At 53.0% G+C, this 26,769-nt stretch carries 20 protein-coding genes, 1 tRNA gene and 2 riboswitches; of the genes, 11 read left to right on the forward strand and 10 right to left on the reverse strand.

What is annotated here, in order from left to right; genetic code table 11:
* Window positions 1-118 precede the first annotated feature (118 nt).
* Window positions 119-205, forward strand: a riboswitch (glycine riboswitch).
* A 21-nt stretch (window positions 206-226) separates the two neighbouring features.
* Window positions 227-334, forward strand: a riboswitch (glycine riboswitch).
* Window positions 335-376: 42 nt separating this feature from the next.
* The 8 genes from gcvT (at window position 377) to AC52W5_RS02160 (ending at window position 7,900) form a co-directional block, all read left to right on the forward strand.
* Window positions 377-1,459, forward strand: coding sequence for a glycine cleavage system aminomethyltransferase GcvT (gene gcvT, locus AC52W5_RS02125; protein ID WP_495669793.1), 1,083 nt, complete (start codon window positions 377-379; stop codon window positions 1,457-1,459).
* Window positions 1,460-1,500: 41 nt separating this feature from the next.
* Window positions 1,501-1,890, forward strand: coding sequence for a glycine cleavage system protein GcvH (gcvH, locus tag AC52W5_RS02130; RefSeq protein ID WP_074973774.1), 390 nt, complete (start codon window positions 1,501-1,503; stop codon window positions 1,888-1,890).
* A gap of 92 nt (window positions 1,891-1,982) precedes the next feature.
* Window positions 1,983-3,341 (forward strand): aminomethyl-transferring glycine dehydrogenase subunit GcvPA, encoded by a 1,359-nt coding sequence (gene gcvPA, locus AC52W5_RS02135; RefSeq protein WP_495669794.1) that lies wholly within the window; start codon window positions 1,983-1,985, stop codon window positions 3,339-3,341.
* 55 nt (window positions 3,342-3,396) lie between these two features.
* Entirely contained in the window at window positions 3,397-3,894 is a 498-nt protein-coding gene (gene tpx, locus AC52W5_RS02140; RefSeq protein ID WP_495669795.1) for a thiol peroxidase, read from the forward strand.
* 154 nt (window positions 3,895-4,048) lie between these two features.
* Window positions 4,049-5,566 (forward strand): aminomethyl-transferring glycine dehydrogenase subunit GcvPB, encoded by a 1,518-nt coding sequence (gene gcvPB, locus AC52W5_RS02145; protein ID WP_256210354.1) that lies wholly within the window; start codon window positions 4,049-4,051, stop codon window positions 5,564-5,566.
* A gap of 27 nt (window positions 5,567-5,593) precedes the next feature.
* Window positions 5,594-6,529, forward strand: a complete 936-nt coding sequence (locus AC52W5_RS02150) for a carbohydrate kinase family protein (protein ID WP_074973766.1) — start codon at window positions 5,594-5,596, stop codon at window positions 6,527-6,529.
* Window positions 6,530-6,543: 14 nt separating this feature from the next.
* Entirely contained in the window at window positions 6,544-7,002 is a 459-nt protein-coding gene (locus AC52W5_RS02155; RefSeq protein ID WP_074973764.1) for an outer membrane lipoprotein, read from the forward strand.
* Between the two features lie 82 nt (window positions 7,003-7,084).
* Window positions 7,085-7,900 carry a lysophospholipid acyltransferase family protein gene (locus AC52W5_RS02160; RefSeq protein ID WP_495669796.1) on the forward strand — a complete coding sequence of 272 codons (816 nt, stop codon included), beginning with the start codon at window positions 7,085-7,087 and terminating at the stop codon, window positions 7,898-7,900.
* Here AC52W5_RS02160 and AC52W5_RS02165 read toward each other — a convergent pair.
* Window positions 7,821-8,648, reverse strand: a complete 828-nt coding sequence (locus AC52W5_RS02165; protein ID WP_074973760.1) for a symmetrical bis(5'-nucleosyl)-tetraphosphatase — start codon at window positions 8,646-8,648, stop codon at window positions 7,821-7,823. The genes AC52W5_RS02160 and AC52W5_RS02165 overlap by 80 nt on opposite strands.
* A gap of 128 nt (window positions 8,649-8,776) precedes the next feature.
* A complete protein-coding gene (locus tag AC52W5_RS02170) occupies window positions 8,777-9,331 on the reverse strand; it encodes a c-type cytochrome (RefSeq protein WP_495669797.1) in 555 nt (184 codons plus the stop codon).
* 138 nt (window positions 9,332-9,469) lie between these two features.
* Here AC52W5_RS02170 and AC52W5_RS02175 point away from each other — a divergent pair.
* Window positions 9,470-9,546: transfer RNA gene (locus AC52W5_RS02175), tRNA-Arg, on the forward strand.
* 271 nt (window positions 9,547-9,817) lie between these two features.
* Here the strand turns inward: AC52W5_RS02175 and AC52W5_RS02180 are convergent.
* The 8 genes from AC52W5_RS02180 to AC52W5_RS02215 form a co-directional block, all read right to left on the reverse strand.
* Window positions 9,818-10,915 carry a nucleotidyltransferase domain-containing protein gene (locus AC52W5_RS02180; protein ID WP_495669798.1) on the reverse strand — a complete coding sequence of 366 codons (1,098 nt, stop codon included), beginning with the start codon at window positions 10,913-10,915 and terminating at the stop codon, window positions 9,818-9,820.
* Window positions 10,905-11,813 carry an HprK-related kinase A gene (locus tag AC52W5_RS02185; protein WP_495669799.1) on the reverse strand — a complete coding sequence of 303 codons (909 nt, stop codon included), beginning with the start codon at window positions 11,811-11,813 and terminating at the stop codon, window positions 10,905-10,907. Before AC52W5_RS02185 ends, AC52W5_RS02180 begins: the two co-directional genes overlap by 11 nt.
* 11 nt (window positions 11,814-11,824) lie before the next feature.
* A complete protein-coding gene (locus AC52W5_RS02190) occupies window positions 11,825-12,112 on the reverse strand; it encodes an HPr-rel-A system PqqD family peptide chaperone (RefSeq protein ID WP_074973751.1) in 288 nt (95 codons plus the stop codon).
* A 40-nt stretch (window positions 12,113-12,152) separates the two neighbouring features.
* A complete protein-coding gene (locus tag AC52W5_RS02195) occupies window positions 12,153-12,608 on the reverse strand; it encodes a hypothetical protein (RefSeq protein ID WP_074973749.1) in 456 nt (151 codons plus the stop codon).
* 425 nt (window positions 12,609-13,033) lie between these two features.
* Entirely contained in the window at window positions 13,034-16,327 is a 3,294-nt protein-coding gene (locus AC52W5_RS02200; protein WP_495669800.1) for an AAA family ATPase, read from the reverse strand.
* A gap of 11 nt (window positions 16,328-16,338) precedes the next feature.
* Window positions 16,339-17,568 carry an exonuclease SbcCD subunit D C-terminal domain-containing protein gene (locus AC52W5_RS02205; protein ID WP_495669801.1) on the reverse strand — a complete coding sequence of 410 codons (1,230 nt, stop codon included), beginning with the start codon at window positions 17,566-17,568 and terminating at the stop codon, window positions 16,339-16,341.
* A gap of 173 nt (window positions 17,569-17,741) precedes the next feature.
* Window positions 17,742-20,906 (reverse strand): bifunctional diguanylate cyclase/phosphodiesterase, encoded by a 3,165-nt coding sequence (locus AC52W5_RS02210; RefSeq protein ID WP_495669802.1) that lies wholly within the window; start codon window positions 20,904-20,906, stop codon window positions 17,742-17,744.
* Between the two features lie 246 nt (window positions 20,907-21,152).
* Window positions 21,153-23,051 (reverse strand): potassium transporter Kup, encoded by a 1,899-nt coding sequence (locus AC52W5_RS02215; RefSeq protein ID WP_495669803.1) that lies wholly within the window; start codon window positions 23,049-23,051, stop codon window positions 21,153-21,155.
* A gap of 404 nt (window positions 23,052-23,455) precedes the next feature.
* Between AC52W5_RS02215 and AC52W5_RS02220 the strand changes: the two genes are divergently transcribed.
* Window positions 23,456-23,971, forward strand: coding sequence for a PRC-barrel domain-containing protein (locus tag AC52W5_RS02220; protein ID WP_495669804.1), 516 nt, complete (start codon window positions 23,456-23,458; stop codon window positions 23,969-23,971).
* Between the two features lie 238 nt (window positions 23,972-24,209).
* A complete protein-coding gene (locus tag AC52W5_RS02225; RefSeq protein WP_495669805.1) occupies window positions 24,210-26,744 on the forward strand; it encodes an NAD-dependent epimerase/dehydratase family protein in 2,535 nt (844 codons plus the stop codon).
* The last annotated feature ends 25 nt before the right edge of the window (window positions 26,745-26,769 follow it).

Below are 26,769 nucleotides of genomic sequence, written 5' to 3' on the forward strand. Positions count from 1 at the left end.
CCCATCTATACAAACCTGAATGAAACCATCCGCGAGCTTAGCTTCTAAAGGAGTTCCAAAGGCGCTTTAAACCTTGTATTGATCCCGCATGCTAGGGTATAGTTCGAATTTCGCCATTTATATCCAAGCGGAAGAGCGCGAACTAATCGTCGCCGCCGAAGGCGCAACCCCCCGGAATCGCTCAGGCGCAGATCATGTCGATCTTGATCCCTGATAACCGCTTGCGAAAAGGCAATCTGGAGAGTGCCGGCATTGGGCTGGCCACCGAAGGGGCAGACGGAGCAGGGGAAACCCTGTCCGTAATCTCTCAGGTAAAAAGGACAGAGGGGTGAGGTCATCAGGCGTGACCTCACCTTTTTTTTTGGGACATCGATCTGTGAAAACAACTCCTCTAAATCAAACCCACCGCGATATGAACGCCAAGATGGTGGATTTTGGCGGCTGGGACATGCCCCTGCATTACGGTTCGCAGCTTGATGAGCACCACAAGGTGCGCAGCGATGCGGGAATGTTCGATGTGTCCCATATGCTCGCCGTCGACATCGAAGGAGAGGACGCACGCGCATTCCTGCGGCAACTGGTCGCCAACAATATAGACAAACTGACGCAGCCAGGCAAGGCGCTTTACTCCTGCATGCTCAACCCCGATGGCGGAGTAATAGATGATCTTATCATCTATTTTCTGACGGAATCGCATTTCCGGATGGTGGTCAATGCAGGAACCGCCGATAAGGATATGGCATGGATGCTTTTGCAACGCGACCGGCTAGCCCCCGCTCTCGAAATCACGCCGCGCAGGGATCTGGCGATGATCGCAGTGCAAGGCCCCAATGCCCGCGCCAAGGTGTGGCAGGTACTTCCCGGCTCGCAGACGGACACTGAGAATCTGAAGCTGTTCCAGGCGGCCTTTTTTGACAAGTATTTTATTGCCCGCACAGGTTACACCGGCGAGGATGGTTTCGAGATTACGCTTCCGGCAGTCGACGCCGCGAGTTTCTGGAATAAGCTCCACGCGGCAGGAGTGGCCCCTGCAGGCCTGGGTGCAAGAGATACCTTGCGGCTCGAAGCAGGCATGAACCTTTACGGGCAGGATATGGACGAAACCATCAACCCCCTGGAAGCGGGGCTGGGCTGGACGGTGGATTTGAAGAGCGATCGGGACTTCATCGGCAAGCAGGCTCTTCTGGACAAGCCGGCCATCCAGCAACTGACCGGCCTGGTGTTGCTGGATCGCGGAGTATTGCGCAGCCATCAGAAGGTGGTTACACAAAACGGCGGAGGCGAGGGCGAAATTACCAGCGGAGGCTTTTCGCCCACACTCAATCAGTCGATCGCTCTGGCGCGCCTCCCCCTGGAGGTATCTCCCGGAGACGAAGTTCAGGTCGTCGTTCGGGATAAACAGTTGAAAGCGAAGGTCGTGAAATATCCTTTCGTCCGCAATGGCAAGATTCTCGTTTGATGAAACGGCAAAGCAATATCATTTAATTCTGGAGCAAAAACATGAGTATTCCGAATGATTTGAAATACACGAAATCCCACGAATGGGTGCGTCTCGAAGATGACGGCACGGCAACTATCGGTATTACCCCGCATGCTCAGGAGTTGCTTGGGGACATGGTATTCGTTGAAACTCCCGCAGTCGGTCGCCAACTCAAGCAAGGCGATGAATGTGCCGTAGTTGAATCGGTAAAGGCGGCGGCCGATGTTTACGCGCCGATTACGGGGGAAGTCACTGCCGCCAATCAGGAGCTCGCCTCCGCTCCGGAAAAAATCAACCAGGATGCTTATGCCGCCTGGCTTTTCAGACTGAAGCCGGCAAACACTGCTGACCTGGAAAAATTGCTCGATTCCGCCGGATACCAGAAACTGCTCGAAAGCGAAGATCATTAATCAAATCACTTGAGGGAAATGAAACGGGACTGTTTCTCCCGCCGTCATTTCGCCTGCCTTTTACGCCTCACCGATGATTCCCGGAACAAATCATGCCGTTCATTCCACATACTGAAGAAGATATACAAGCCATGCTCGCGAGCATCGGCGCAAACAGCATCGATGAGCTGTTCGATGAGATTCCACCCGCGCTGAAAACCGGCAGCTTGAAGCGGGTGCCGCCCGGTTTGAGCGAAATGGAAATATCGCGTTTGATGCTGGAGCGCGCCGAGCAGGATGGGCGCTACCTGAACTTCATCGGCGCGGGCGCTTATGAGCACCATATTCCTGCGGCTGTCTGGCAGATTGCCACGCGTGGCGAGTTTTACTCCTCTTATACGCCCTATCAGGCGGAGGCCAGCCAGGGTACCCTGCAACTGCTCTATGAGTACCAGACCATGATGGCGTCGCTGACGGGGATGGATGTTTCCAACGCCAGCATGTACGACGGCGCTTCGGCCCTGGCGGAAGCCGCTCTGATGGCCGTGCGTTCGCACCGGACCTCGCGGCGGATTCTGATCCCGCAGACCGTTCACCCGGTCTATCGCAGCGTGGTTCGCGCCATTGTCAAAAACCAGGGAATCGAGGTGGTGGAGATTCCCTACGACAAGCTGTCCGGACAGACTTCCCTGGACGGGCTGAAAAACTTCGGCAGCGAAGAATTTGCAGCGCTCGTGATTCCCCAGCCAAACTTTTTCGGCGTGCTCGAAGATGTCGATGCCCTCACCCACTGGGCTCAGAGCAGGGATGCTTTTGCCATTGCCGTCGTGAACCCCATGGCCCTGGCAATGCTGACTCCGCCCGGCGAATGGGGGGAGAAAGGGGCAGACATTGCTGTCGGCGAAGGACAGCCATTGGGCATTCCCTTGTCCAGCGGGGGACCGTATTTCGGTTTTATGGCCTGCAAGCAGCCCTTGGTGCGCCAGATGCCGGGCCGCATTATCGGTCGCACGACGGATCAGGAGGGCAGCGATGGCTTCGTGCTTACGCTCCAGGCGCGGGAACAGCACATCCGGCGGTCCAAGGCCACCTCCAATATTTGTACCAATCAGGGACTCATGGTCACGGCGGCAACCATCTATCTGGCCTTGCTGGGTCCGGAAGGCTTGCGTCGGACTGCTGCCCAATCGCATGCAAACACGGCAGCGTTACTGGAAAAACTCGAAAGACTGAAGGGGGTGAAAAGAATGTTCAACGGCCCTCTGTTCCATGAAGCGGTTATCTCCCTGCCCCGTCCCGCTGCCAGCGTATTGCAGGCGCTCGAGGCCCGGCGGATATTGGGTGGACTCAATCTCAGGGAGTACTATCCGGAACTGGGAGATGCCGTGCTGGTATGCGCAACCGAAACGAAGACGTCTGCGGACATGGAGAATTACGTCACGCAACTGGGCGATGTCATCATAAATTCATAGCACCCATTTTCCATCGACGTTTAACAACCATCCCATATCATAAAGGAGAAACAGTATGGTCACTCTAGCCGGCAACCCCATCAAAGTTGAAGGCACCTTTCCCAAGGTAGGCGACAAGGCACCCGATTTTTCTCTGGTAAACAGGGATTTGAAAGATGTCACCCTGGCCGATTTTGCGGGCAAGAAAAAAGTGCTCAACATTGTTCCCAGTCTTGATACCCCGGTCTGCGCCATGTCCACGCGCAAGTTCAACGAGCAGGCCAGCAGCATGGAAAACACGGTGGTGTTGATCATTGCTGCCGATCTGCCCTTCGCGATGAGCCGCTTCTGCGACATGGAAGGACTCGACAAGGTGGTACCGCTTTCCACGATGCGCGGCTCGGAATTCATGGAAAACTACGGGGTGGCGATTACGGACAGCCCTCTTGCGGGTATCACGGCCCGGGCTGTCGTGGTCCTGGATGAAAACGACAAGGTCATCCATGCGCAGCTCGTGCCGGAAATCAAGGACGAGCCGGATTATGACGCGGCGCTGAAGGCACTGGAATCCTGAGCAGGACAGGATGGAATGCGTCGCGACAGTCGATGACATCGGTATCCGGCGCCTGCGGAATGCGCGGCGCCTTCCTTCTCTCAAGCTCTGAGGTACAGGAAGGCGGACGCCTGCCTGTCAATATCTTTCAACACATTCACTTAGCAAACACCGGATTGAACCCATGCTGATATTTGAACATTCTCGCCCTGGCCGGCGTAATTATTCCCAATCTCCGAAAGCTGCGGAAGCAACGGATATTCCGGAGAAGCTGTTGCGCAAAACCCTGCCGCTGCTGCCGGAAGTGTCCGAGATGGACGCGGTGCGCCACTACACACGGCTGTCGCAAAAGAATTTTTCGATAGACACGCATTTTTATCCGTTGGGTTCCTGCACGATGAAGTACAACCCGAGGGCGTGCAATTCAATTGCGATGCTGCCCCAGTTTCTGGCCCGCCATCCCAGATCGCCGGAAAGCACAGGTCAAGGATTTCTTGCGTGCATGTACGAGCTGCAGGAAATTCTGAAAGATGTAACCGGTATGGCCGGGGTAAGCCTTACGCCAATGGCGGGCGCACAGGGCGAGCTGATCGGGATCGCGATGATACGCGCCTATCATGAGTCGCGGGGGGACACCGCCCGAACCGAAATCATCGTTCCGGACGCGGCGCATGGCACTAATCCTGCCACAGCGGTCATGTGCGGCTACAAGGTCGTGGAGATTGCCACCGACAAGGAAGGTAATGTGGACATGGCTGCCCTGAAAGCAGCGGTCGGTCCGAAGACAGCCGGGCTGATGCTGACCAATCCTTCCACGCTCGGTGTATTCGAAGAGAATGTCGCCGAGATGAGCAGGATAGTCCATCAGGCAGGCGGATTGCTCTATTACGATGGCGCAAACCTGAACGCCATACTTGGCAAGGTCAAGCCAGGCGACATGGGCTTTGACGTCATTCACATCAATCTTCACAAGACGTTTTCCACCCCGCATGGCGGCGGAGGCCCCGGCTCGGCTCCGGTTGGTGTCGCACCGCGGCTGTTGCCGTTTATGCCTGTGCCTATCGTGGCATTTGAAAACGGGAACTATCGCTGGCAAACGGAGAAGGAGATACCACAATCGATCGGAAGACTTTCGGCGCACATGGGGAACGCAGGTGTTCTGTTGCGCGCCTATGTGTACGTACGCCTGCTCGGGGCGGAAGGCATGCATCGAGTGGCCGAGTTTGCGGCGCTCAACGCCAACTACCTGATGGCGGAACTGCGAAAGGCGGGTTTCGAGATCGCCTATCCCAACCGCAGGGCCAGCCATGAATTTATCGTTACCCTGAAGGATCTGAAGGAAAAAACCGGCATCACCGCGATGAACCTCGCCAAGCGTCTGCTTGATAAGGGTTACCATGCCCCAACGACCTATTTTCCGCTCCTCGTGCCGGAATGCCTGCTGATTGAACCGGCCGAAACCGAATCGAAGGAGACGCTGGACGCCTTCGTAACAGCAATGAAGGAAATCCTGGAGGAAGCCCATACGCAGCCGGACTTGGTGAAAAACGCCCCTCATACCACGCCCGTCCGCCGGCTGGATGACGTAAAGGCCGCGCGCGAGCCGGATCTGGCCTGGAAAGCACCCACGCGCAACATAAGCGTAACCAGGACTGAAACCCTCACTGCGATTCCAAGCGTAAGCGTAGCTTAACAGCTCAGGCTTTTCAGGCACTTCCCCATGCATACACTCATTTGCGGCTCCATCGCCTATGACACCATTATGGTGTTCGGCGATCATTTCAGGAACCATATCCTGCCGGAAAAAATTCATATACTGAACGTTGCTTTCCTGGTGCCGGATATGCGCAGGGAATTTGGCGGCTGTGCCGGCAATATCGCCTACAATTTACAGATGATGGGAGGTTCTCCCCTCATCATGGCAACGGTGGGGGATGATTATCAGCCGTATGCGGAACGCCTTTCAGGTCTGAATCTGGCGCAAACACATATACGGCACGTGCAAGGCTCGTTCACTGCCCAGGCGTTCATCACCACGGATCTGGCCGACAACCAGATAACCGCTTTTCATCCGGGAGCAATGAACAGTTCGCATGAAAATCACATCGCTGCTGCGGAAAACGTGAGCCTCGGCATCGTGGCGCCTGATGGGCGTGACGGCATGTTGCAGCATGCACGCGAGTTTCATGAAGCAGGTGTTCCCTTCATGTTCGACCCGGGCCAGGGACTGCCCATGTTCAATGGCGAGGAGTTGATCGATTTCATCCATAAGGCGGACTATGTCGCCACCAACGATTATGAGGGGCAGTTGCTGCAGGAACGAACCGGCATCACGATGGAGGCGCTGGCGAAACTTGTAAAGGGATTGATTGTCACAAAGGGCGCACAAGGATCGACAGTTTACGCGGACGGTCAACAGATCGAGATCCCGTGCGTTAAGCCGGATAGAGTGGTCGATCCCACCGGCTGTGGCGATGCATATCGGGCAGGCTTGCTTTATGGAATCGCCAAGGGAATGGATTGGCAAAGTGCTGGGCAGCTCGGTTCACTCATGGGGGCACTGAAAATTGGCCAGCGTGGTGGACAGAACCACCGCTTCACCCGGGATGAGATCGACCAGCGCTACTTTGAGGTTTTCGGCAACCGCATTCTATAGAATGAGAGGTCGCAATGAAACAGCACATTTTAGCCATAACCTTCCTCTGCTCAGGTGCGGTGCTTTTGAACGGCTGCGTTGCAGGACAAGGGGGAAGCGACTATGCTCGCGGCGAGGCGCGGCAGGAGCAGAGCGTGCGAACGGGTGTGGTCGAAAGCGTGCGTGAAGTAAGACTGGAAGGCACGCGCAGCGGCATCGGGACAGTAGCAGGGGGTGTCGCCGGTGGAATCGGTGGCGCTCAGATTGCACATGGGTGGCTCGGCGCCCTGGGAGCCCTTGCCGGAGCAGTGGGCGGAGGTCTGCTCGGCCAGGTGGCGGAGGAAGGTGTAACCGGCCGGAAGGGAGTTGAAATTACGGTGAGACTCGACAACGGTTCCCTTGTTGCCATCACGCAGGCAGCCGACGAAGAATTCAGGCCGGGCGAACGGGTAAGGATTTTATCGGGTGGCGGAGTCTCCCGCGTTACCCATTAGATGACCTTGGTACTAGGCAGGATGTGAACCCCAGCTTCCGGTTGCTTGGATTCCCGCGTCCGGAATGCGCTAATATTACGGCATGCCCAACGTTACAACCAGTCTCACCGCCAGCCGGCTGACAAGAGCAGTACGCTGGACTCGCCTTCTGCTTCACATCGCTTCCGGATTGATTCAATCCGCGATCTATCCGCATGTCGGTCAAAGGACCCAGGGACGTATGGCGCAAAAATGGTCAGCGCAGCTTCTTTCAATTCTGGGAGTCAGAGTGCGCCATCAAGGCATATTGCCTGCCGCGGAAACACAGCGCGTAATGCTGGCGGCCAATCATGTATCCTGGCTGGATGTGTATTCGATTATCAGCGTATGCCCGGCCCGGTTTGTCGCAAAATCTGAAATCCGGGGCTGGCCCCTGTTTGGTTGGCTGAGCAATAATGTGGGTACCTTGTTCATCGAGCGCACGAAGCGCAGAGACACGGCCAGAATAAACGACCACATTGCAGAGGCGCTCAACAACGGCGATCGGGTAGCGGTATTTCCTGAGGGCGGCACCAGCGACGGCACCATACTCCATCATTTCCATGCCTCGTTGCTGCAACCCGCGGTGAGCGTGTCGGCGATGCTGCATCCGGTGGCAATCCGCTATACCGACATGGCCGGTAACATCAGCAAGGCTGCGGCATACTTTCGTATTTCATTACTTGAATCGGTAAGGCAAGTATTGAGTCAGCCGCACATCGATGTCGAACTCGTCTTTACGGAGGCGATCGATAGTCATGGGAAAAATCGCCGCGAGCTTGCACGAAGCGCGGAGCACGCTATTGCCAACGCCTTGTCGCTCCCCCTGCCCCACAAGCCGTCTGGAAAACCTTCCGATCCTCCAGACGAACAGCCGTAAGGCTGCCTCCCCATAAGCACCCGGTATCGAGGGCCATCAGATTGCTCCTGATCTCAAGACCCAGTGCTGACCAGTGACCGCAGATGACGGTTGCCTTCCGGCTGGCTCGCTCCGGAGCATCGAACCAGGGCAAATAGCCGGAAGGAATGTCCTTGACCGAACCCTTATGGGCAAAATCCATTCTTCCATGGGGAGTACAAACTCGCATGCGTGTCATGGCATTGACGATTACACGCAGCCGTTCATACCCGTTGAGGGTTTCATTCCAATGATCCGGCCGGTTCCCGTACATCTGACGGCAAAATTCATGGAATTCGCTTCCCCGTAAGGCGCTCTCTACCAGCGCAGCAAGCGCTTGCGCCTGTTCGACACTCCAGGAAGGCAACAGGCCAGCGTGCACCATGACGTAGTTTCCATCCACATGCAACAGCTTCTGTTGCCGCAGCCAATCGAGCAGTTCATCCCGATCGGGGGCATCAAGGATGTTCTGCAAGGTATCGCTTCGGTTTAGCTCCGCGCACCCTTCCGCAACCATGAGCAGATGCAGATCATGATTGCCCAGTACCATTATTGCGGAATCGTTCAGCTCTTTTATGAAGCGCAATACCGAGAGCGAGTCCGGACCGCGGTTGACCAGGTCTCCCACCAGCCACAGCTTGTCTTTCGTTTCGTCGAAACGGACCAGGTCGAGGAGTTCCCGGAATTCCCGATAGCAACCTTGCAAGTCACCGATTGCGTAAATGGCCATGAGATGGAAAGACGATTGCCAACAGGCTGAAGGCAACGAAATAAACTGAGTTACCTTGAAAAAAAAGGGCGATATGAAATTCTCCTATCGCCCGCCGCATCCCGCTCCGCCTTCAACTTCTCGGCAGGTCATTTGGACTGGCTGACCATGTAGTCGACCACCGCTTTGACGTCGTCATCAGACAGTCCCGCGTTTCCACCTTTGGGCGGCATGGCATTCTTGCCTTTCAATGCGCTGGTATAAAGCGTCTCCGTGCCTGTCTTGATGCGGGGCGCCCATGCTGCATTGTCTCCCAGCTTGGGTGCGCCGGCGGCACCGGTGGCGTGACAGGCGGCGCAACTGGCGGTATAAATTCTCTTGGCTTTTTCCCCCGGGTCTTCCGCCACGGGAGCGGCGCTGGCGGTTACCGGAGGGGCCGTGGCCACGACTGCGCCTTCCCCTGTTTGCGCCTGGGGCTGGGTGGAATCGCCTGCAACCGCCAGCTTGCCCACCGGATGAAGACGCTTCGCTACGGCTTCTTCCGAAAAAGCAGGACTGTTTGGATCCACCGAGCTTTCAACGGCAAATCGTCCGATGAGTGATAAAACAACGACTGGAACTATGAAAGCGGCCAGGACGACAACAATCAACTGGCCCGGTGTCTGGATAGGCGTGGAATGCCCTTCATCTTCAACGTCGCTCACAATAACTCCCGAGTAATAAACGTTAAAAACGTTTATTGTATAGATTCACGTATTCAAGCAAAAGCGGTTTTATTCAGGTTGGACGGAGCGGTTAAAAAGCGTTATCCTATGCGCCCGATTCAAAAATGCCTTTCATCCGCGCCCATAGCTCAGCTGGATAGAGTACCGCCCTCCGAAGGCGGGGGTCACACGTTCGAATCGTGTTGGGCGCGCCATTTCTCCTGTTTCAACCATAGAAAAATCCGGTAAGACCTTGAAGGGCCGTCAAGCAGATGAGCAGAGAAATACCAATGTTCGGCTGCGGCATGATTCCTATAATCTGGTTTGCCTCACCTCCAAATATATCGGTGAGAGCGAAGCGGCGAGACGCTCCGAGAAATGACGAATGTACGGTCCAGTAGTTCGCTCGATCCGTGTTTAATTCCACGCTCCGGATTTCACCTTCGCGGGTTTCATCGTTCGGTATCAACTTTTCAGCGGAGGTGCCTACTGCTTTGCTCGGAATATTGATAAATAAGTTTTATACGCGAGATGCGGGACTAAAAGGTGAATTGGCATCCGTATCCAGTGACTGCGCAGATACAGCAATGAACGAGCTACCAGGGCATGCCTGGAATGTTTGTCCGGATGCAATGGAAATAACGCTTGTGGAACGAGGTAATGCATGATCCTTCGTGAAAGCGGATTGGGCTTTTCATTCAGATCGTTTTCCAGATTTTCAGGAATCGGCGTTTGAAAAATGAAACGGCTGAAGTACAGCCCATAAAAAAGGAACCTGCCAAGACTCAACTGATTTGCACGTTCTATTAATTTTTTCCAGAAGTCCTTTTCATTTTTACTGAAAAACAGCAATAGGTCGTGAATATCGAGTAAATCGCGCAAATCATCTGCAAGCTCATTATTCTGGAACAAGTTAACAGCGCAGTGGAGCACCATGTCGGCCGGGCAGAGGATCCTGTAGCCGGAATTGCCGACCGCCACAGCAGCGCTGAATAGCAAACCGGTATTTATTTCCAATCTGCTTGTCGGCGGGGAGAGCGTGTGATGGATATCGACTTCCGTTTCTCGCTCAGAATGAACCAGGGGTGGTATTTCATGGCTCCATACCCGATAGTAATGTTCATCATAGGCGGAAAGCTTATGATGATGCACCCATCCTTTCTTCGTCAGTGTTGATTCAACGTCTGATAACCGATCTTTTGGAACCATGATGTCCAGATCAACATAAATTCGACCGTCTGATTCAGGCACTCCAGCAAGAGAATAAGCAACTCCCTTCAGGGCGACGACCGGTGCGCCCGTATCCTTTAGTGCCCACGAAATCCGGTTCAATTCCCAGTGTGTGATTTGCTGTAGTCTCTTTACCTGGATGAGGCTTGATTGCAGTAGATTGGCTGCCCGTAATGGAATATGATCCAAAAGCTCTCTATCTTTGAGATCTATCGCAAGGCGACCCAGTAGTTTCACCTTTCTCGCCAATCGTAATAACAGTTCCCATTTTGTCGCATTGTATTCAACCAGAGACGCTGGGCTAATAAGCGCGTTCAATAATAGCGAGTGGTGCGCTGGGGGCTTATATGTCATCAGTCAACGCATCTATAGCAGTTAATGCGGCGTCAAAATCCGAATAGATCAGCTTATAGCAGCGGCAGCTTCTTATGAGGCGGGTGACAGCCTGGAAACTCGTCTCGCCCAAAACTTCATAATTGAATGAGTTACTGGCTAAAAGGAGAAAAGCTTCTGAGTCAGAAAGAGGATCCAATCTGAGCGGGGCATCAGACACCCATTTAGGGAATATAATCCACTTTGCCTTTGCAGTTTCGTCGGAGCGCGCGATACTTTCAGTGGGAGGACGAACATGCGCAATTGTACCTTTGTGCGTATTTCTTATTTCAGGTCCGAGAGTTGCTTCCGGCAGGTAATTTCTTATGGCACGGATAGACTCATTCTTGAGTGGCATCAGTCTTGGAATAGGTAAAAAAATTTCACGACCGGGATCCATCAGTCCAAATTCATCCGAGAACAACCGATATCCCCGATGCACCAAGGCTGTACATAACGTGGTTTTGCCACTGCCTGGCCATGCAGGAAGTATTACTGCGTAACCATTTCTCTCAACTATGGCTGAATGGAATAATAATAAATGGTTGATCCTTGCCGCAATCGCGAGATTAATGCCCCACTCAAGTGCCGCAAGTGCCTGCTCCGCGGGAAACGGCGGAAATAACGAGCGCCCGTCAAGAAAAAAACGGGCATACGGAGAGAATGGCTTTTTTATGAGCCGTACTGGACTGATCTGCACGTGAAACTCGACGAGATCACGCTCCACCAGTTCGTAATTCCCATAGAGACTGTATAAATGCTCTGCAAGCGTTGAAGACGCTGTGCGGATTTGCACATTGAAGGGACCCATCTTGGCTCTGAGTCCCTGATTTGAGAGCAGCGAAAAAAATTCGCTGAACGGGATCTGTCCCACTATCACGTCGACGCTTCCTATCCTGCCTTCTCAATCAGGCCAAGCTCGTCAAGGTGATGAAGAGTCTTTATGATCTGCTGGAAAAAATTCTGGTCTTGCGGCAACTGAAATTGCTCAGCCAGTAAAATGCAGACGTCATCTGCCGACGCAGGAGATTGGTCAAGAGTCGAAAGAATCTGCATTCCCATTTGATTCAGAAAATGGGTTTTTCCCGAATCAGGTTGGAATACGGTGAATTCCTCATTCCATTCCTGGATCTGCAGGAATGAGAAGCTGACCGACCGCCAGCAAACTTTTGAAGGCACGCTCTTGTTGCTAGAGAGTCCGCTATCGGACCGATGCGATTTACGTCGTGATGGTTGAGATACTGCTTAACTTTGGCCCGACAGAACTCCAGGCGGTCGCAGATACCAGAATTCCACCTTCGCTTTTGCATCTTGTAGCTTGAGCCTGTAGATCCGGAGCGCCATTTGCATCGTTTATCGGATAGACGGTGGCGGTTGGACTGTTTCCAAGATCAACAGGACCAGTGCCGGTATATTTCTCCTCTACGTCTGAGCTTGGATGGACACAATATAAATCTCCGGTTCCATCCTCCTTCATCGCGCTATTTATATCTTCAGTCGGTCCCACGAGATTGCTCGTACGCGCCAGCGCAGCACCACTGTGCAGAGTCATGATTATGGGAATTGCTACCGTACCCTTGAGTAGGCGCCTCCTGCTCGATTCAGGCAAATTGCCGGCCTGTTCTTTCAAACTGAGTGGTTCTGATTCTTGTTTATTTGATTGCTTTTCAGACATGATATTGGCCTCTCGCGGTATGTAGAGTGCGTTTGAACCATATGCTTGTACTCATCAATTCCTGAACTTGCCATTTATTGATAAATAACAGTATACCTAATTCGAAGGAAACAATAGCACATACTGGATAAGTTCGAATTACTATAACCATCTTTATTTGTCAAGATAAAATATTCCGAGGTCGAAATTCTCATGGCGCCCTCGGCGCCCTCCATGCTTTCGCATAACTTGAACTCCTCGCTTAATCTCTAGGAAGCAAAATCTATACCTATTATATTAATGACCAATTTTCATCATGTTATAAAGATATGCATGGAATGGACAACTGCTTTTGGAAATATTTTCGACACGATCACAAGGAAAAGCAATGGAGGGACGACTAGCCTGAAGCAAAAATCTATCAGGCCAAGCCCCTCACCAAAACGTTATGATGGAATACGCAAGCTGTACGGCTGAATAGAAGTTTGACCGGTTAAGTTTCTTCTGCAGCCTGGTCCAGATATCTCGCTCCTTCCACCGGATTGGGGAATGACCAGAATCTGTGTGCTGATGCGCTCCTTGAGAGTTGGAACATGCGAGATCACGCCGATCAACTTACCGTCCTGCTGCAGGCTCGCAAGAGTTTCCAGGGCAGTATCCAATGCTTCTTCATCCAGCGTGCCGAAGCCTTCATCGAGAAAAAGCGAGTCCACGCGAACATTTTTGCTGGCCATATGAGACAGCCCCAACGCCAGCGACAAACTGACGATGAAACTCTCGCCACCTGAAAGGTTTTTCGTGGATCGAATCTCACCCGCTTGATAGTTGTCAACCACGTTGAGTTCCAAGGGCTGGGTATCATCGCGCACCAGCAGATAGCGATCGGTCATTTTCTGCAGTTGCCGGTTCGCATGGCCAATCATCATCTCGAAGGTCAGCCCCTGGGCAAAATTTCGGTATTTCTTTCCATCCGCTGAGCCAATCAATTCGTGCAGATTTTCCCATCGGCGGCATTCCATTTTTTGCGCCTCGATAGCCGTTTGCTTTGCCTCCAGCCGTTCCTTGGCAGCAGCATTCTCGTTCAGCCTGTGTTTGAGGCGGATAATAGTATCCCGTAGCTGTTTCAGGGACTCCTCGCAATCCTTGAATTGCGGTTCCAGTTCCTCAAGAGATTTGTCGGTAATCTTCCTGGCGGCTTCCGTGGCCAAATGCGATTCTCGATCCTTTTGCCTGGCCTTGAGAGCTATTTGGTGATCGTCCAGCTTCCTTGCCTTTGCAGACAGCGCATCCCTTTGCCCAACAGTGAGTCTGGCCTCAAGAAACTGCTTTTCATCCGAAAAGTCGGCTAGTTCAAGCGCTTCTGTAAATTCGGCTTCCAGCTCCTTCAGTTCCGGGTCTCTTTGACCAATGCGCTTTTTCAGAGAATCAATTTGAGCCTTCGCAGTATTCAATTTCTGTTGCAGATCAGCATACAGGACGCTGGCTTTCTTTTCGGCTTCCTCTGAAATAGAAATACTCTCCTTCAAGCGAAGCTCTTCATCATCAGGATTTTTATCACCGTACAATTCTTTCCGCTCTTTACATCCAGTGGCGTAATCCTTTTTGAGGGATTCCAGATATTCCCGTTTTTCATTCAATGCATTGCTTTGGGTTTCAATGACTGCCTCCAACCTTTTCAACTGGCTATCGAAATCTCCAATCTGCTTCTCAATATCAGTCTTTCTCTTGACCTGTGTCTGCCATGCTTTAACGCGCTCTCGAAGTGATTCCAGCAACGACAAAACATTGGGATCTCGGATTTCCACAATGCCGAGCGGTTGGAGTTTGGCTGATACAGCCTGCTTCAGCGCAGTAATATCAGTTTGGAGTTTTTCCAGGCATTCCTTCAGTTCGGCAAGAGCTTGCTCGGCAGTTTTTTTGTCATTGACTGCTGTTATCTCCTGTTTTTCACCGTCCATCAAATTTTTACGGGCTGTGCCTTCGGCTTCCTCAAAATGTCTGATGGTGGTTTCATGATCCTCAGCCTTGCTTATCAGTTCAGTGAGCGCCCCAATCTTCCGTTCGATTTCATCGGGAATGGGGACGTTGCCCTCCGCAAATGGATGTTCTGTCGCGCCACAAAGCGGACAGGGTTTGCCATCTTCCAATTTAGCCCGGTGATCTTCAAGTTCCGCTATTTTTTTCAGAAGAACCATTTCTCGAAGCAAGGTTTCCTTTTCTGTACGGTATTCACGCAACTGCCGGTCACCCAATAACTGGCTTAATTTATCTTTGCCTTGTTGGAGATTCTTTGATGTGTTCTCCAGCTCCTGTTTCCGAGCCCCACATTGCCTCCGGCAGGCAGCTAGTTTTCTTGTTGCCTGTTCCAGAGCCGTCACTGCCTTCTCTTTATAGGCCTCTTTTTGAGCTATTTCCTTCTGCCTGGAGAACAAATTGTCCAGTTGTTCCTCAACACCGGCTAGACCGCTTATCAGCCACTCATCCTGAGCGTTCTCCTTGAGATAATCTTCAGCAACCTTCAGATTCTTTTCAGCATCGGCGCGTTTTCCCTGTTCTTTCAGCTTGGCCTGTTTGTCAGCATCGATCTTTATCGCGTCCTTTCTGCAGCTGTCTTCATCTTTCGAGATAGCCTTTTTCTGATCGGCAAGCGTCTGATCGAGGGAACGAACCTTCCTGATGAGCGGTAAAGCAGCCTCCAGCTCCGCTTTGGTTCTAGTGGACTGCTGCTCAGCCGATTTCAGGGATTCAGCCTGTTCCTTTTCAGAGAATGCCAGTTCAGGAAGGGCTGCTTCCCCAGTTTTCAGTGCCTTCTGCTCATCCGCATGTTGTGTTCGGATTGCGGTCAGCGTCGCGTAGGATCCCTCCAGTGACACTGCCTGAATTGCCCGGCTGAGTTTGTCACGCTCTGGTTTAAAAATGTCGATGTCGGCTTGCAGCTTGCTCGCTTCCGCTGTCAGGTTGTCGATTTCCTTCCTCAGTCCATTTACGGCCTTCATCCACGTGATGGCTTTATCCGTATCCATTAATTTTCTGGTCAGACCGGACTCTTCTTTCTGTTTTGACTCGAGTTCCTGTTGAATATCTTTTTCCTGTTCTTGCTCCAGAATCAAGATACCGGCTGTTTCAGCCTGAAGCAGATTCAGTTTTTCCCGCTCTTCACGCTGGCGCTCATGGACGCGGATGGATATTTTGCTATAAATCTCCGTGCCCGTTATCTGCTCCAGGATCGGCGCCCGCTCATCAGGTAACGCCTGCAGGAATGCGGCAAAGCCTCCCTGAGCCAGCAACATGGATCGGGTGAATTGGTCAAAATCCATACCGGTAGCCGTCTCGATCTGGTCAGCAACTCCCTTGATCTTGGATTCGAAAATCTCCCCTGAATCGGCATGAGCAATCTCATGCCTCGGGGCCTGAAGTTCGCCATCCGGTTTTTTACGTGCGCGGTGCTGGCTCCAGTGGCAACGGAAACGACCGGTCTGAGTTTCAAATGTCACTTCAGCAAAGCATTCGCCGATCTGACGAGACATTATCTCGTTTCCGCTTTTGGTAACCTTGCTCAGCCGGGGCGTCCGCCCGTAGAGAGCGAGGCAAATGGCATCAAGGATGGTTGTCTTCCCGGCACCCGTCGGACCGGCGATGGCAAAAATACCGTCGGAGGTAAAGGCCGGGTGCGTCAGGTCGATTTCCCATTCACCCACCAGCGAGTTCAGATTCTTGAATCGTACCTGCAATATCTTCATCGACAGCCTCTCTATTCCGCTTGCATGTCGTCCTCATAGAGAGACGAAAGCGCTTCCTGATAAGCACGAAGTAATTCCGGCCGCTGGTCTTCAGGCACTTCATGTACGGTCAGGCATCGCTCGAATACGTCGTTCACACTGAGATCGTCCAGTGTTTCTTCCTCATGGATTTTTCCAAGGACGCGATCCATAATATGGATGTTCTTCACCCGCAGAATTTCCATTTGAGTGCCGGTAATGGCGATTTCCAGACGCTCGCGCAGATCGCCGATTACTTCTTCACCTTCGTAGATGACTTCGAGCCATGCTTGAGAGGCGGTCTCTGACAGTTTACGAATCTGGGTGGAGATACTGCCCCAGTCTCCCTTGATACGTTCGAGCTTCTGAAACACCGGCACATCGATCAGTTGAACAGACGCGGCAGTACTGTGGAATTCAACCTGGCAAACGCTCTTCTGTTGTCTAGCCTCCCCGAACCCCATGGGTAGAGGAGAACCACTGTATCGTATGATTTCGGAACCGTTTACCTTCTGCGGGACATGGAGGTGGCCAAGCGCCAGGTAGTTGAAGGAGGCAGGAAAAATCCCGGCACTCACATGAGCCAGCGAACCGACATAAAGGTCCCGCACACCGTCACCCTCGATAGTTTGCCCTCCAGCGGCGAAAAGGTGGCCCGTGGCAATGATGGGAATATCTACCCCAAGCTCCATGCGCTTCTGTTCGGCCAGGGCGGCTATGGCAGCGTAGTGATCGCGAATACCGGCGAGCAGCTTCCGTTCCTTATCCTCGACACTCTCGCCGGCTTCCGCCACGCGGATGTCTTTGTCACGAAGATACGGCACAGCGCAGACAATCAGTTCGGACACATCTTGCTCATTTCGGAGCACCAGTACTTCATCTTCAAGAGATTCGGAGGTGCTACCGATCACATGGACATCAAGGGCTTTGAGCAGCTCCTTGGGTGCATTGAGAAATGAAGGGGAATCGTGATTACCCGCGACGATGATCACATGGCGGCATGATGAAGCTGCTACCTTCCAGAGGAAACGATAATAGAGTTCCTGGGCACGATTGCTTGGAGCGCTGGTATCAAAGATATCACCGGCTACCAGAAGGGCATCAATTTCGTTCCTCTGAATCATCTCTGCCAGCCAAGTCAGAAATGCCTCGAATTCCTCGTACCGCTTTCTACCATATAAGGTCCGGCCAATGTGCCAGTCGGAGGTATGGAAGAGTTTCATCCTGTTATCCAGTGATCGCAGGGACGAAGCATTCCATGTATTCCCCCCGCCAATTTTTGAGTGCCATCATATCGGCCAGAAGATCGTCCGGCTCAGGTGGCTCTATTGGTAATTCTGCTGGTTGTGAGTGCTCAAACCCCGAGTATGGGTTCACCGGTTCCCCAGATTCTAACTTATACAGCTTTTACTTCAGTCGGCTGCACAAACTGCTCAAACTGATCTAAAGGCAGAGGCCGGCTGAACAGATAACCCTGGTAAGCAGTACAACCATGGCTAGCAAGAAAATCTTTTTGTGCTCCGGTTTCCACTCCCTCGGCAATTACCGCCAACCCCATGCTTTTTGCAAGGAGCAGAATCGCACGGACGATCGTTGCGTCGTTATTATCGGTCAACACGTCTCTTACAAAAGACTGATCAATTTTTACCCAATCCAGCGGCAGACGTTTCAAATAGTAGAGTGAGGAATAGCCGATGCCAAAATCATCCAGGGCGAAGCCCACGCCCCGGGCTTTGAGTGCCATCATTTTTGCAATGGTATCGTCCATGTCGTGGACCAGGATGCTTTCGGTAAGCTCAAGCTTGAGTCTTTGTGGATTGGCGCCAGTATGGTCGAGTATTGAAATTACTTGTTCGACAAAATCGGGCTGACAAAACTGGAGAGAACTGACATTCACCGAGAGATTGAGCTGTGCTGTCTCCGGCTGAAGTGCCCAGCTTGCCAGTTGGCTGCATGCAGTTTCCAGCACCCACTCGCCCAAAGGAAGAATCAGGCCGGTTTCCTCCGCTTGCGGAATGAATTCGGACGGGGGCAAAAGACCCCGGCGTGGATGCTGCCATCGCACCAGTGCTTCAGCACCGATAATCCCGCGGCTGTCCACCTGCAGCTGATAATGGAGAATGAACTCGTTTCTCTCCCAGCTTTTGTATAACTCCGACTCCAAAGTAGCTCGGGCATTCATTACTGCTTGCATGCCCGGATCGAAAAAACGCATGGCATTGCGGCCCGATGCTTTTGCCTGGTACATAGCGAGATCTGCCCGCTTCAATAGTTCGTTTATTGTTTGGGACTGATCGTTAAACAGTGCAATACCGATGCTGGGGGTAATGTAATGGATGTATGGATCGAGATTAAACGGCTGAATGAAGGTGCTGCGTATCCTTTCGCAAATGGTGCTTACCTGGGTAAGAGCCTCATCATGATCTTCGCTAAAGTCACCCATCAATATCACCACAAACTCGTCGCCGCCTAGGCGGGCTACCGTATCGGTCTCGCGTACGCTGGAGATCAAGCGCGGCGCAACCTGCTGCAGCAACAGATCACCCATGTCATGCCCGAGCGTATCATTCAGCAGCTTGAAGTTATCGAGGTCGATAAACAGTAACGCGCCCATACGGTGGTTACGAGCACTCACCGCCAATGCATGCCCGAGGCGATCTAGCAAGAGTCGTCTATTGGGCAAACCCGTCAAAGAATCGTAGAAGGCAAGGTGCAGTATTTCGTTCTCGGCGCTCTTGCGTTGGGTAATATCTGTATTGATCGCGAAGATAGACTGAGGCTCTCCGTCATCATTTCTGACCAACGTCCAATGTGCTTCCACGATCAGCGTACTCTGGTCCTTGCGTCGCTGGGCAAGTTCTCCTCTCCATTCGCCGGCACTGAGCAGCGCCCAGTTTGCTTCATCGAAAACGGCAACATTGTCATATAACATGTCAACCGCTCTTCCCATCACCTCTTCGGACGTCCATCCATAGAGCCGTTCCGCTCCCTGGTTCCAGAATTCAATACAATTATCCATTCCGAAAACAATGATCGCATCCGTTGCCTTGTCGAGCAGGGAAGCTTGCTGGCGGATACGAACGTGGGCTTCCTGCCGCGCCTGCTCAGACTCCTTGCGTTCGGTAATATCGCGGAAATAAACAGTCAAGCCTTCTTCAGATGGATAAGCATGTACCTCGAACCATCTGCCAAAGGGAATGTAGAATTCCTCAAACGTCACTGTCCTGTTTTCCATGAGTGCTCGATGGTATTCGCGATCAAAGGTTGTTCCTGCTGCCTCTTTGAATTCTTCCCAGCACACCCTTCCCAGAAGATCCTCGCGATTACGCTGTAGCAGATTCTCCGCTTCCTTATTCACATAGGTGAAACGCCATTCCCGATCCAGGGTATAAAACGCGTCAGTAACACTTTCCAAAATCCTCTCTGTGCGAAGCTTCGCATTTGAAAGCTCGCATGTTGTTGCCTTCTGCTCCTCCATGGCCAACAGCAGTTTTTTATTTACACGTCCCAGTGCCGCAGCCTTCTCTTTATTCCCCGAAAGGACAAAGGAAACCATTGCAGTCAACATGCTGACCACGAATCCGCCCAGCAGAACGAGGAGTGCCTCGTAATTCTTTATTGCTTTTTCAAATGCAGGACGGGAGGATGCTTCTAGCACCCATGTTTGACCATATAAAGATATAGGTATGACGCGTTTAAATTTAGGTACGGGCAACGGTCCAGATCGATGTTTTACGCTGTCGAAAAGAAGAGAATCTTCTGCCATTGCTTCCCCGTCGAAAATTCTCAGATCGAGGATATCAAGTTCGCTCCCAAGGGTGGCGCGTACGAAGTCAACCATTCTGAACGGAGCATATACATAGCCGCCCAATGATGCGCGCCTTTCTTCCACCGTTTTCGGCAGATTTGCAGCGCCATAGTAGGGGAGATACATAAGGACGCCTGCCTGAATATCCTCACCGGTTTCCTGCACGAGCTTTACCTTGCCGGTAAGCGCGGCTTCTCCGTTATCGCGCGCCCGGGACATGGCGGCGCGTCGGACAGCATTTGAAAACATGTCGTATCCAAATGCACGCAGATTTGATCCCGTAAAGGGTTCGAGATATATAATCGACGTATACTCTTGCCGCAGGGTTTCAGGCCAGACTTTATAGGATGGGAAGCCTTCCGCGCGTACTTCTTCAGTATGGGCGGCAAGCCGTGACGGTGGGATATATTTGGCGAAACCGATACCGTGAATACCCGGATACCGGTCGTTTATTCGCAGCGCGTTCACGTATGTGCGCCATTCGTTCCGGGAAACGGAGGGGGAGGCAAGCAGGTGTCCCAGCGCCCCTTTCAACACCTGTTCATACCCTGAAAAGTGATGCTCGATCTTGTGGATGACTTCTGCTACCTGCTTATCGAATCGAGTATTTTCATGCCGTTCCTGCAGATCCTGTACGACAGACCAGCTCGCCAGGGTAAGCGACATAAAAATCACGAAAGTGAGAGCGGCGATAGTCGGTCGGGAGGGCGGACGCCCGCCAGGGATATGGGGATTGTGGATTTCTGTATCCATCGCTCAAGGCTGATGCTTCAAGGTCACGCTAAAATTCCTCAAGCTGGCAATCTAACTCACATCGGGTGTTACGGATAAATGGATAAGGGATACTAAAAATGCCAAGTTTTACCTTTTGCGTGGCCCGTCGATTCGTTAGAAATATCGAGCTGGTTGAACAAAAACCCGCCAAAGCGGGTTTTGAGAGGAAGTGGCAGTTACCGTCGCTCGAGGAGGCGGAGATACCCGAAGCGGAGGACAGTCTCTCTAAATCTCTACTCTCGCCCCTAGTTCAAGTACACGGTTTGCCGGCAGTTTGAAGTATTCCGCGGCGTTGCTGGCGTTGCGCACCATTGCCGCGAACAGGCGTTCACGCCACAGTGACATGCCGGCCCCCGGACTGGGCACCACGATCTCGCGGCTCAGGAAGTAGGAGGTCCTCAAGGGTTCGAACACGAGGCCATGCGGTTCACACAATTCGAGTGCGTACGGCAGATTCGCCTCATCCTTGAAGCCGTACCGCACCGTGATCTGGTAACAGTTTTCCATCAGGGGTTTTATCGAGACGCGCTGCTCTACCGGCACCCAGGGGGTTTCCTGGTATGCCACCGTGAGGAAAACCACACGCTCGTGCAGGACCTGGTTATGGGCAAGATTATGCAACAGGGCGTGGGGTACACCGTCGGGATTGGCCGTCAAGAAAACCGAGGTACCGGCGACCCTTGTGGGGGGATGTGCGATAAGCGATTCGAGGAAGGATTGGAGCGGTATGGCAACCGATCGCAGGTGATCGACCAGAATTTGCCGCCCACGACTCCAGGTGATCATAATGAAAAAAATGACGGACCCGATTACGAGCGGGAACCAGCCCCCCTGGGCAACTTTCAGTATGGTGGCGGAAAAGAACGCGCTGTCGATCGTCAGGAAAAATGCAGTTACCAGGATGCCCAGGAGGAATGGATAATTCCAGACATAGCGGAGCACGAAAAAAGTGAGCGTGGTTTCGATAACCATCGTGGTCGTGACCGCTACGCCATATGCCGAGGCAAGATTGGAGGATGAACCGAATCCCAGTACCGCCATGAGGACAACCGACAGCAGAGTCCAGTTGACAAACGGGATGTATATCTGCCCGATCTTACGTTCCGAGGTGTGCCGGATCTGCATGCGCGGCAGGAAGCCCAACTGAATGGCTTGCCTGGTCACCGAGAAAACACCGGAGATGACGGACTGCGAGGCAATCACGGTGGCGGCAGTCGCCAGCCCTACCGCGCCATAAAGCGCCCAGGAGGGAAACAGCAGAAAGAAAGGATTGGAAATTGCGGATGGATTGGACAGCAGCAGTGCGCCTTGCCCCAGATAGTTCAATGTGAGGGCGGGAAGAACGGCCCCATACCAGGCCAACCGGATCGGCTTCGCGCCAAAGTGTCCCATATCCGCATAAAGCGCCTCGCCACCTGTCACTGCCAGCACCACCGCTCCCAGGGCAATAAATGCCAGCCAGCCATTACTGATACAAAAGGCAAAGGCATACATGGGGTTGAATGCGGCGACAATCTGCGGCGCGCCCGCGATATTGATCAAACCTATAAGTCCCAGGCTGACGAACCATATCACCATGACGGGCCCGAACAAGGCACCAATTCCCCCCGTTCCTCGCTGTTGCAGCATGAAAAGCGCGATCAGCACAGCCACGGTGATGGGTAGCACATAAGGCTGGAGCAGCGGTGTTGCAACTTCAAGACCCTCGACTGCGCTCAATACCGAAATGGCAGGCGTGATAACACCGTCGCCAAAAAACAGTGCTGCCCCGAATGCGCCAATGAGAAACAGAATGTTGTGCAAGCGTGGACGGTCTGTGACGGATGAGCTGGCCAGTGATAGCAACGCCATGATCCCGCCTTCACCGTGATTGTCGGCCCGCAGGATCAACGTTACGTATTTGAGCGACACCACGATCATGATCGTCCAGAAAATGAGCGAAATGATGCCGATCACGTTGCTCTCGGTGACAGCAAGTCCATGGATGGGGTCGAAAACCGTCTTCATGACGTATAACGGGCTTGTTCCGATATCCCCGTAAACCACTCCCAGCGCGGCAAGGCACAGCAGACTTAGAGGCTGGCGCTCGAGAGAATGTCCCGATGGCATGTGTTGATTCGTCATGTTGATTAACGTTGACTCAGCCCTTGCCTTGGGCAAGCAGCTGAAAGAAAGGATAAATACTTCGCGGTTGGTAAAACCCCAAGCTTCTTATTTCGGCCTCTAACAAGAAGGCCACGAGTCGGTATCCTTTAATGTGAGCGTTTACTATCTTTCCGTCAGGCGTGGTACTGCATTTGCAATTGATAGGAAACAACGCTGTATACATTTTACACGACCTGCACATGCTGATGGCAAAGCAGTTTTGACGGCTTCCTGCCGGTCCCCCAGCTACCTCTTTTTGGGCTATCTCTTTTTGTTGGCTACCGAACCGACCGAAACCGTTCTCTTCCTTATTGTTGGAGTCATCGTTTTCCGGATTACGATTCCTGCAAATCATGCAATTGGATTAATTATAGGAGAGAACCATGGCCTACACAGATCGTGACACCTACGGCATGTACAAAAACTACGGCAAGGAAGGCAAGGGACCTGGCCCTCGTCTGATGGGCGCTGATACGCTGATCGGAGAGGACGTATATAACACCCGGGACGAAGACCTTGGCGACATCAAGGAAATCATGCTTGATATGAACAACGGCAAAATCGCCTACGCAGTGTTGTCCTTCGGTGGAGTGATGGGAATGGGAGACAAGCTCTTCGCCGTGCCCTGGAGCGCGCTGACGCTCGATACAGAGAACAAGCGCTTCATCCTCAACGTGGACAAGGAACGCCTCGACTCCGCACCGGGATTCGATAAGGACGACTGGCCCGACATGGCGGACACATCCTGGCAGAATACAATCAATTCGTACTACGGAACGAAGACTTATACCGAGTCTTCCAGCACGAAACAGCCGATGGACAGCCCCGACACGCCGTATGAGCAAACGCCTTATACAACAACCCAGTCCTCGGGCATGGATTCGGGCAGGGTCAAATAAACAAGAGTCAGACAATTGTATCCGCTGATGCTCCTTCAATGCCGCACCCCTGCCTGAATTCCAGGTCACATTAAGCGCCACTACGTTCCGCTCCTGTCCTTCACAGCGACAGCGGGCAGAAGCGGAAAAGTGCGCATCTACTCCTGGGTAAGCGTTGCACCGTTTATCAGATGAAAGGTATGACTGAGCGCGGCGGCATAAACCTTTTGTTTTTAGCTCGATTGCTTCCAGAGATTGTATGGAAAAGCAAGATTCCAGCGAAAAACCTCTGATCCTCATCACCGGTTCTGAAGGCAGGATCGGCAGGGCGATTGCAACCGAGCTTGGCGACAAGTTCAGAATAGTGGGCTTTGAACAGAAATGCGGCACCGATGTTGACTGCATCAGTGTCGATATATCTTCTGACGCGGCAGTATTGCGCGCGTTTCAGCAGCTACGGAAAGCCTACGGGCAACGGATTGCCTCTGTCATCCATCTTGCTGCCTTTTACGATTTTTCGGACGAACCTAATCCCTTGTACGAGGAGGTCAATATAAGGGGGACGCGCCGGCTTTTGAAGGCGCTTGAATCGTTCGAAGTGGAGCAATTTATCTACGCAAGCACCATGCTGGTGCATGCGCCAACGGAGCCCGGCCTGCCCATCAATGAGGAGTCACCGCTTGCGCCAAAATGGCCCTACCCGGAATCCAAGGTAGCGGCGGAAAAGGAAGTGCGCGCGTATCATGGACGCATCCCGTTTGTAATATTTCGCCTTGCCGGCGTTTACACCGACTGGTGCGAAGTACCCTCGCTCAGCACCCAGTTCCAGCGTATCTACGAACGCCAGTTGCAAAGCCATGTGTTTCCCGGAGATTCTTCGCATGGCCAATCTTTTTCGCATATCAATGACATTGCTCTCGCTTTCCGGCTGGCGGTGGAGCAGCGCTTGCAGCTGCCCGAAGAAACCACGCTCCTGATCGGCGAGCCGGCGACCGAAAGTTACGAGAGCCTGCAGAACCTGATCGGTCAGTTGATACACGGGACGCCGTGGGTGACGCATGAGATTCCGAAATCCATGGCCGTTGCCGGCGCCTGGCTCCAGCTCCGGATCGAGGATATCGTACCGGATGCCATCGACCGCGGGATTGAACCCTTTGTCAAACCATTCATGGTGGCATTGTCCGATGATCATTTCGAACTCGATTGTTCGCGCGCGAAAAAGCTGTTGAACTGGAGTCCGCGGCATATGCTGCGCGAGTGCCTGCCGAGGATGATTGTCCGGCTGAAACACAATCCAGCCAGCTGGTACAAGCGCAACAAGTTGCCGTTGCCCACCTGGCTGGAAGAAATGGAAAAAAGTAATCTGCCGAGCACAACACTGATTACCCAAAGCCGTGAACAGGAAAAGAACGAGCACAGGCAAAGCCTGTGGTGCCATTTTGCAAACGTGGCTCTCGGGCTATGGCTGATAGCAAGCCCGTTCACTTTCGGGCTGACGGAGTCCTGGATGATAAGTGAGGACATCGTAACGCCGACTCAGCGGGGATCAGCAATGTCTGCAACCTGGATGACGGCAAGCGATATTACTACCGGTCTGCTGATCGTGATATTCGGCTTTCTATCGCTGGCGCGTGACTACGGCTGGGCGCGCTGGATCACGGCGTTGCTGGGGGTCTGGTTGCTGTTTGCACCGCTCGTCTTCTGGACTCCGAGCGCGGCAGTTTATGCCAATGATACCCTGGTAGGCGCCTTTGTCATTTTATTTGCGGTGATCGTGTCACCTCCGCCGGGTATCGGGGCGGTTGCCCGCACCAGTGGGCCGGATACTCCGCCGGGCTGGAGTTACAGCCCTTCCGGAATGACCAATCGTTTTCCCATCGTGGCGCTGGCGTTCGTCGGGTTGTTTCTTTCGCGCTATATGGCTGCCTTTCAATTAGGTCATATTCAAGATGTCTGGGATCCATTTTTTGGCGAAGGTACCGCCCATATCATTACTTCCTATATCTCCGAAGCATGGCCGGTGGCGGATGCCGGCCTGGGTGCGACAGTCTATGTGCTGGAAATCCTCACGGGCGTGATCGGCGACAAGCGCAGGTGGCGGACGATGCCCTGGATAGTGCTGTTCTTTGGGATATTGATTGTTCCACTCGGGGCCGTCAGTATTTATTTCATCATCATCCAGCCGATTCTGCTGGATACCTGGTGCACGCTTTGCCTTATTGCCGCAGCTGCCATGCTGCTACAGATTCCGTATTCCTTCGATGAGATTCTTGCCACGCTGCAATTCCTCAAGGATCGAAGAAGGAAAGGTAAATCGTTATGGCACGTATTATGGCACGGAGATACGATGGAAGGCGGTGGACCGGATTACTCGGGCGGTTTCGAAGGGCCACCCCTGGCTGTGCTGCATGAAATCATGGCTACCGGCGTGCGCTTCACCTGGGGCATGTGGGCGAGCGTCCTCATCGGCGTCGCGCTGATGTTTTCCCGCGTCACCTTCGATACCGCTGGCGCCGCCGCCAATGGGGATCATCTGATCGGTGCCCTCGTTGTCACCTTCTCGATCATGGCCCTGAGCGAAGTGGGCCGTCCGCTGCGTTTGGCCAACATCATATTCGGCGCCTGGCTGATTCCGGCGCCCCTTCTGCTGAGCGGCTATACCGGACTGGGAGCGGTAGCCAGCATCACCGCGGGCGTATTGCTGATTCTGCTCGCACTGCCGGTGGGTCCGATCAGGAGCCATTATGGCGCTTGGGATCGCTGGAATTCCATCGGAGCAGTACGGCGTAATTGATGAGGCTGAGCCGGTACCAAGTACA

The organism is Nitrosospira sp. CT, assembly GCF_059489795.1.

Excerpts from the sequence above, each read along its gene's own strand:
- gcvH (WP_074973774.1), top strand. The coding sequence starts at position 1,501 with ATGAGTATTCCGAATGATTTGAAATACACGAAATCCCACGAATGGGTG.
- gcvPA (WP_495669794.1), top strand. The coding sequence starts at position 1,983 with ATGCCGTTCATTCCACATACTGAAGAAGATATACAAGCCATGCTCGCG.
- tpx (WP_495669795.1), top strand. The coding sequence starts at position 3,397 with ATGGTCACTCTAGCCGGCAACCCCATCAAAGTTGAAGGCACCTTTCCC.
- AC52W5_RS02150 (WP_074973766.1), top strand. The coding sequence starts at position 5,594 with ATGCATACACTCATTTGCGGCTCCATCGCCTATGACACCATTATGGTG.
- AC52W5_RS02155 (WP_074973764.1), top strand. The coding sequence starts at position 6,544 with ATGAAACAGCACATTTTAGCCATAACCTTCCTCTGCTCAGGTGCGGTG.
- AC52W5_RS02160 (WP_495669796.1), top strand. The coding sequence starts at position 7,085 with ATGCCCAACGTTACAACCAGTCTCACCGCCAGCCGGCTGACAAGAGCA.
- AC52W5_RS02165 (WP_074973760.1), bottom strand. The coding sequence starts at position 8,648 with ATGGCCATTTACGCAATCGGTGACTTGCAAGGTTGCTATCGGGAATTC.
- AC52W5_RS02180 (WP_495669798.1), bottom strand. The coding sequence starts at position 10,915 with ATGACATATAAGCCCCCAGCGCACCACTCGCTATTATTGAACGCGCTT.
- AC52W5_RS02195 (WP_074973749.1), bottom strand. The coding sequence starts at position 12,608 with ATGTCTGAAAAGCAATCAAATAAACAAGAATCAGAACCACTCAGTTTG.
- AC52W5_RS02200 (WP_495669800.1), bottom strand. The coding sequence starts at position 16,327 with ATGAAGATATTGCAGGTACGATTCAAGAATCTGAACTCGCTGGTGGGT.
- AC52W5_RS02205 (WP_495669801.1), bottom strand. The coding sequence starts at position 17,568 with ATGAAACTCTTCCATACCTCCGACTGGCACATTGGCCGGACCTTATAT.
- AC52W5_RS02210 (WP_495669802.1), bottom strand. The coding sequence starts at position 20,906 with ATGGATACAGAAATCCACAATCCCCATATCCCTGGCGGGCGTCCGCCC.
- AC52W5_RS02215 (WP_495669803.1), bottom strand. The coding sequence starts at position 23,051 with ATGACGAATCAACACATGCCATCGGGACATTCTCTCGAGCGCCAGCCT.
- AC52W5_RS02220 (WP_495669804.1), top strand. The coding sequence starts at position 23,456 with ATGGCCTACACAGATCGTGACACCTACGGCATGTACAAAAACTACGGC.
- AC52W5_RS02225 (WP_495669805.1), top strand. The coding sequence starts at position 24,210 with ATGGAAAAGCAAGATTCCAGCGAAAAACCTCTGATCCTCATCACCGGT.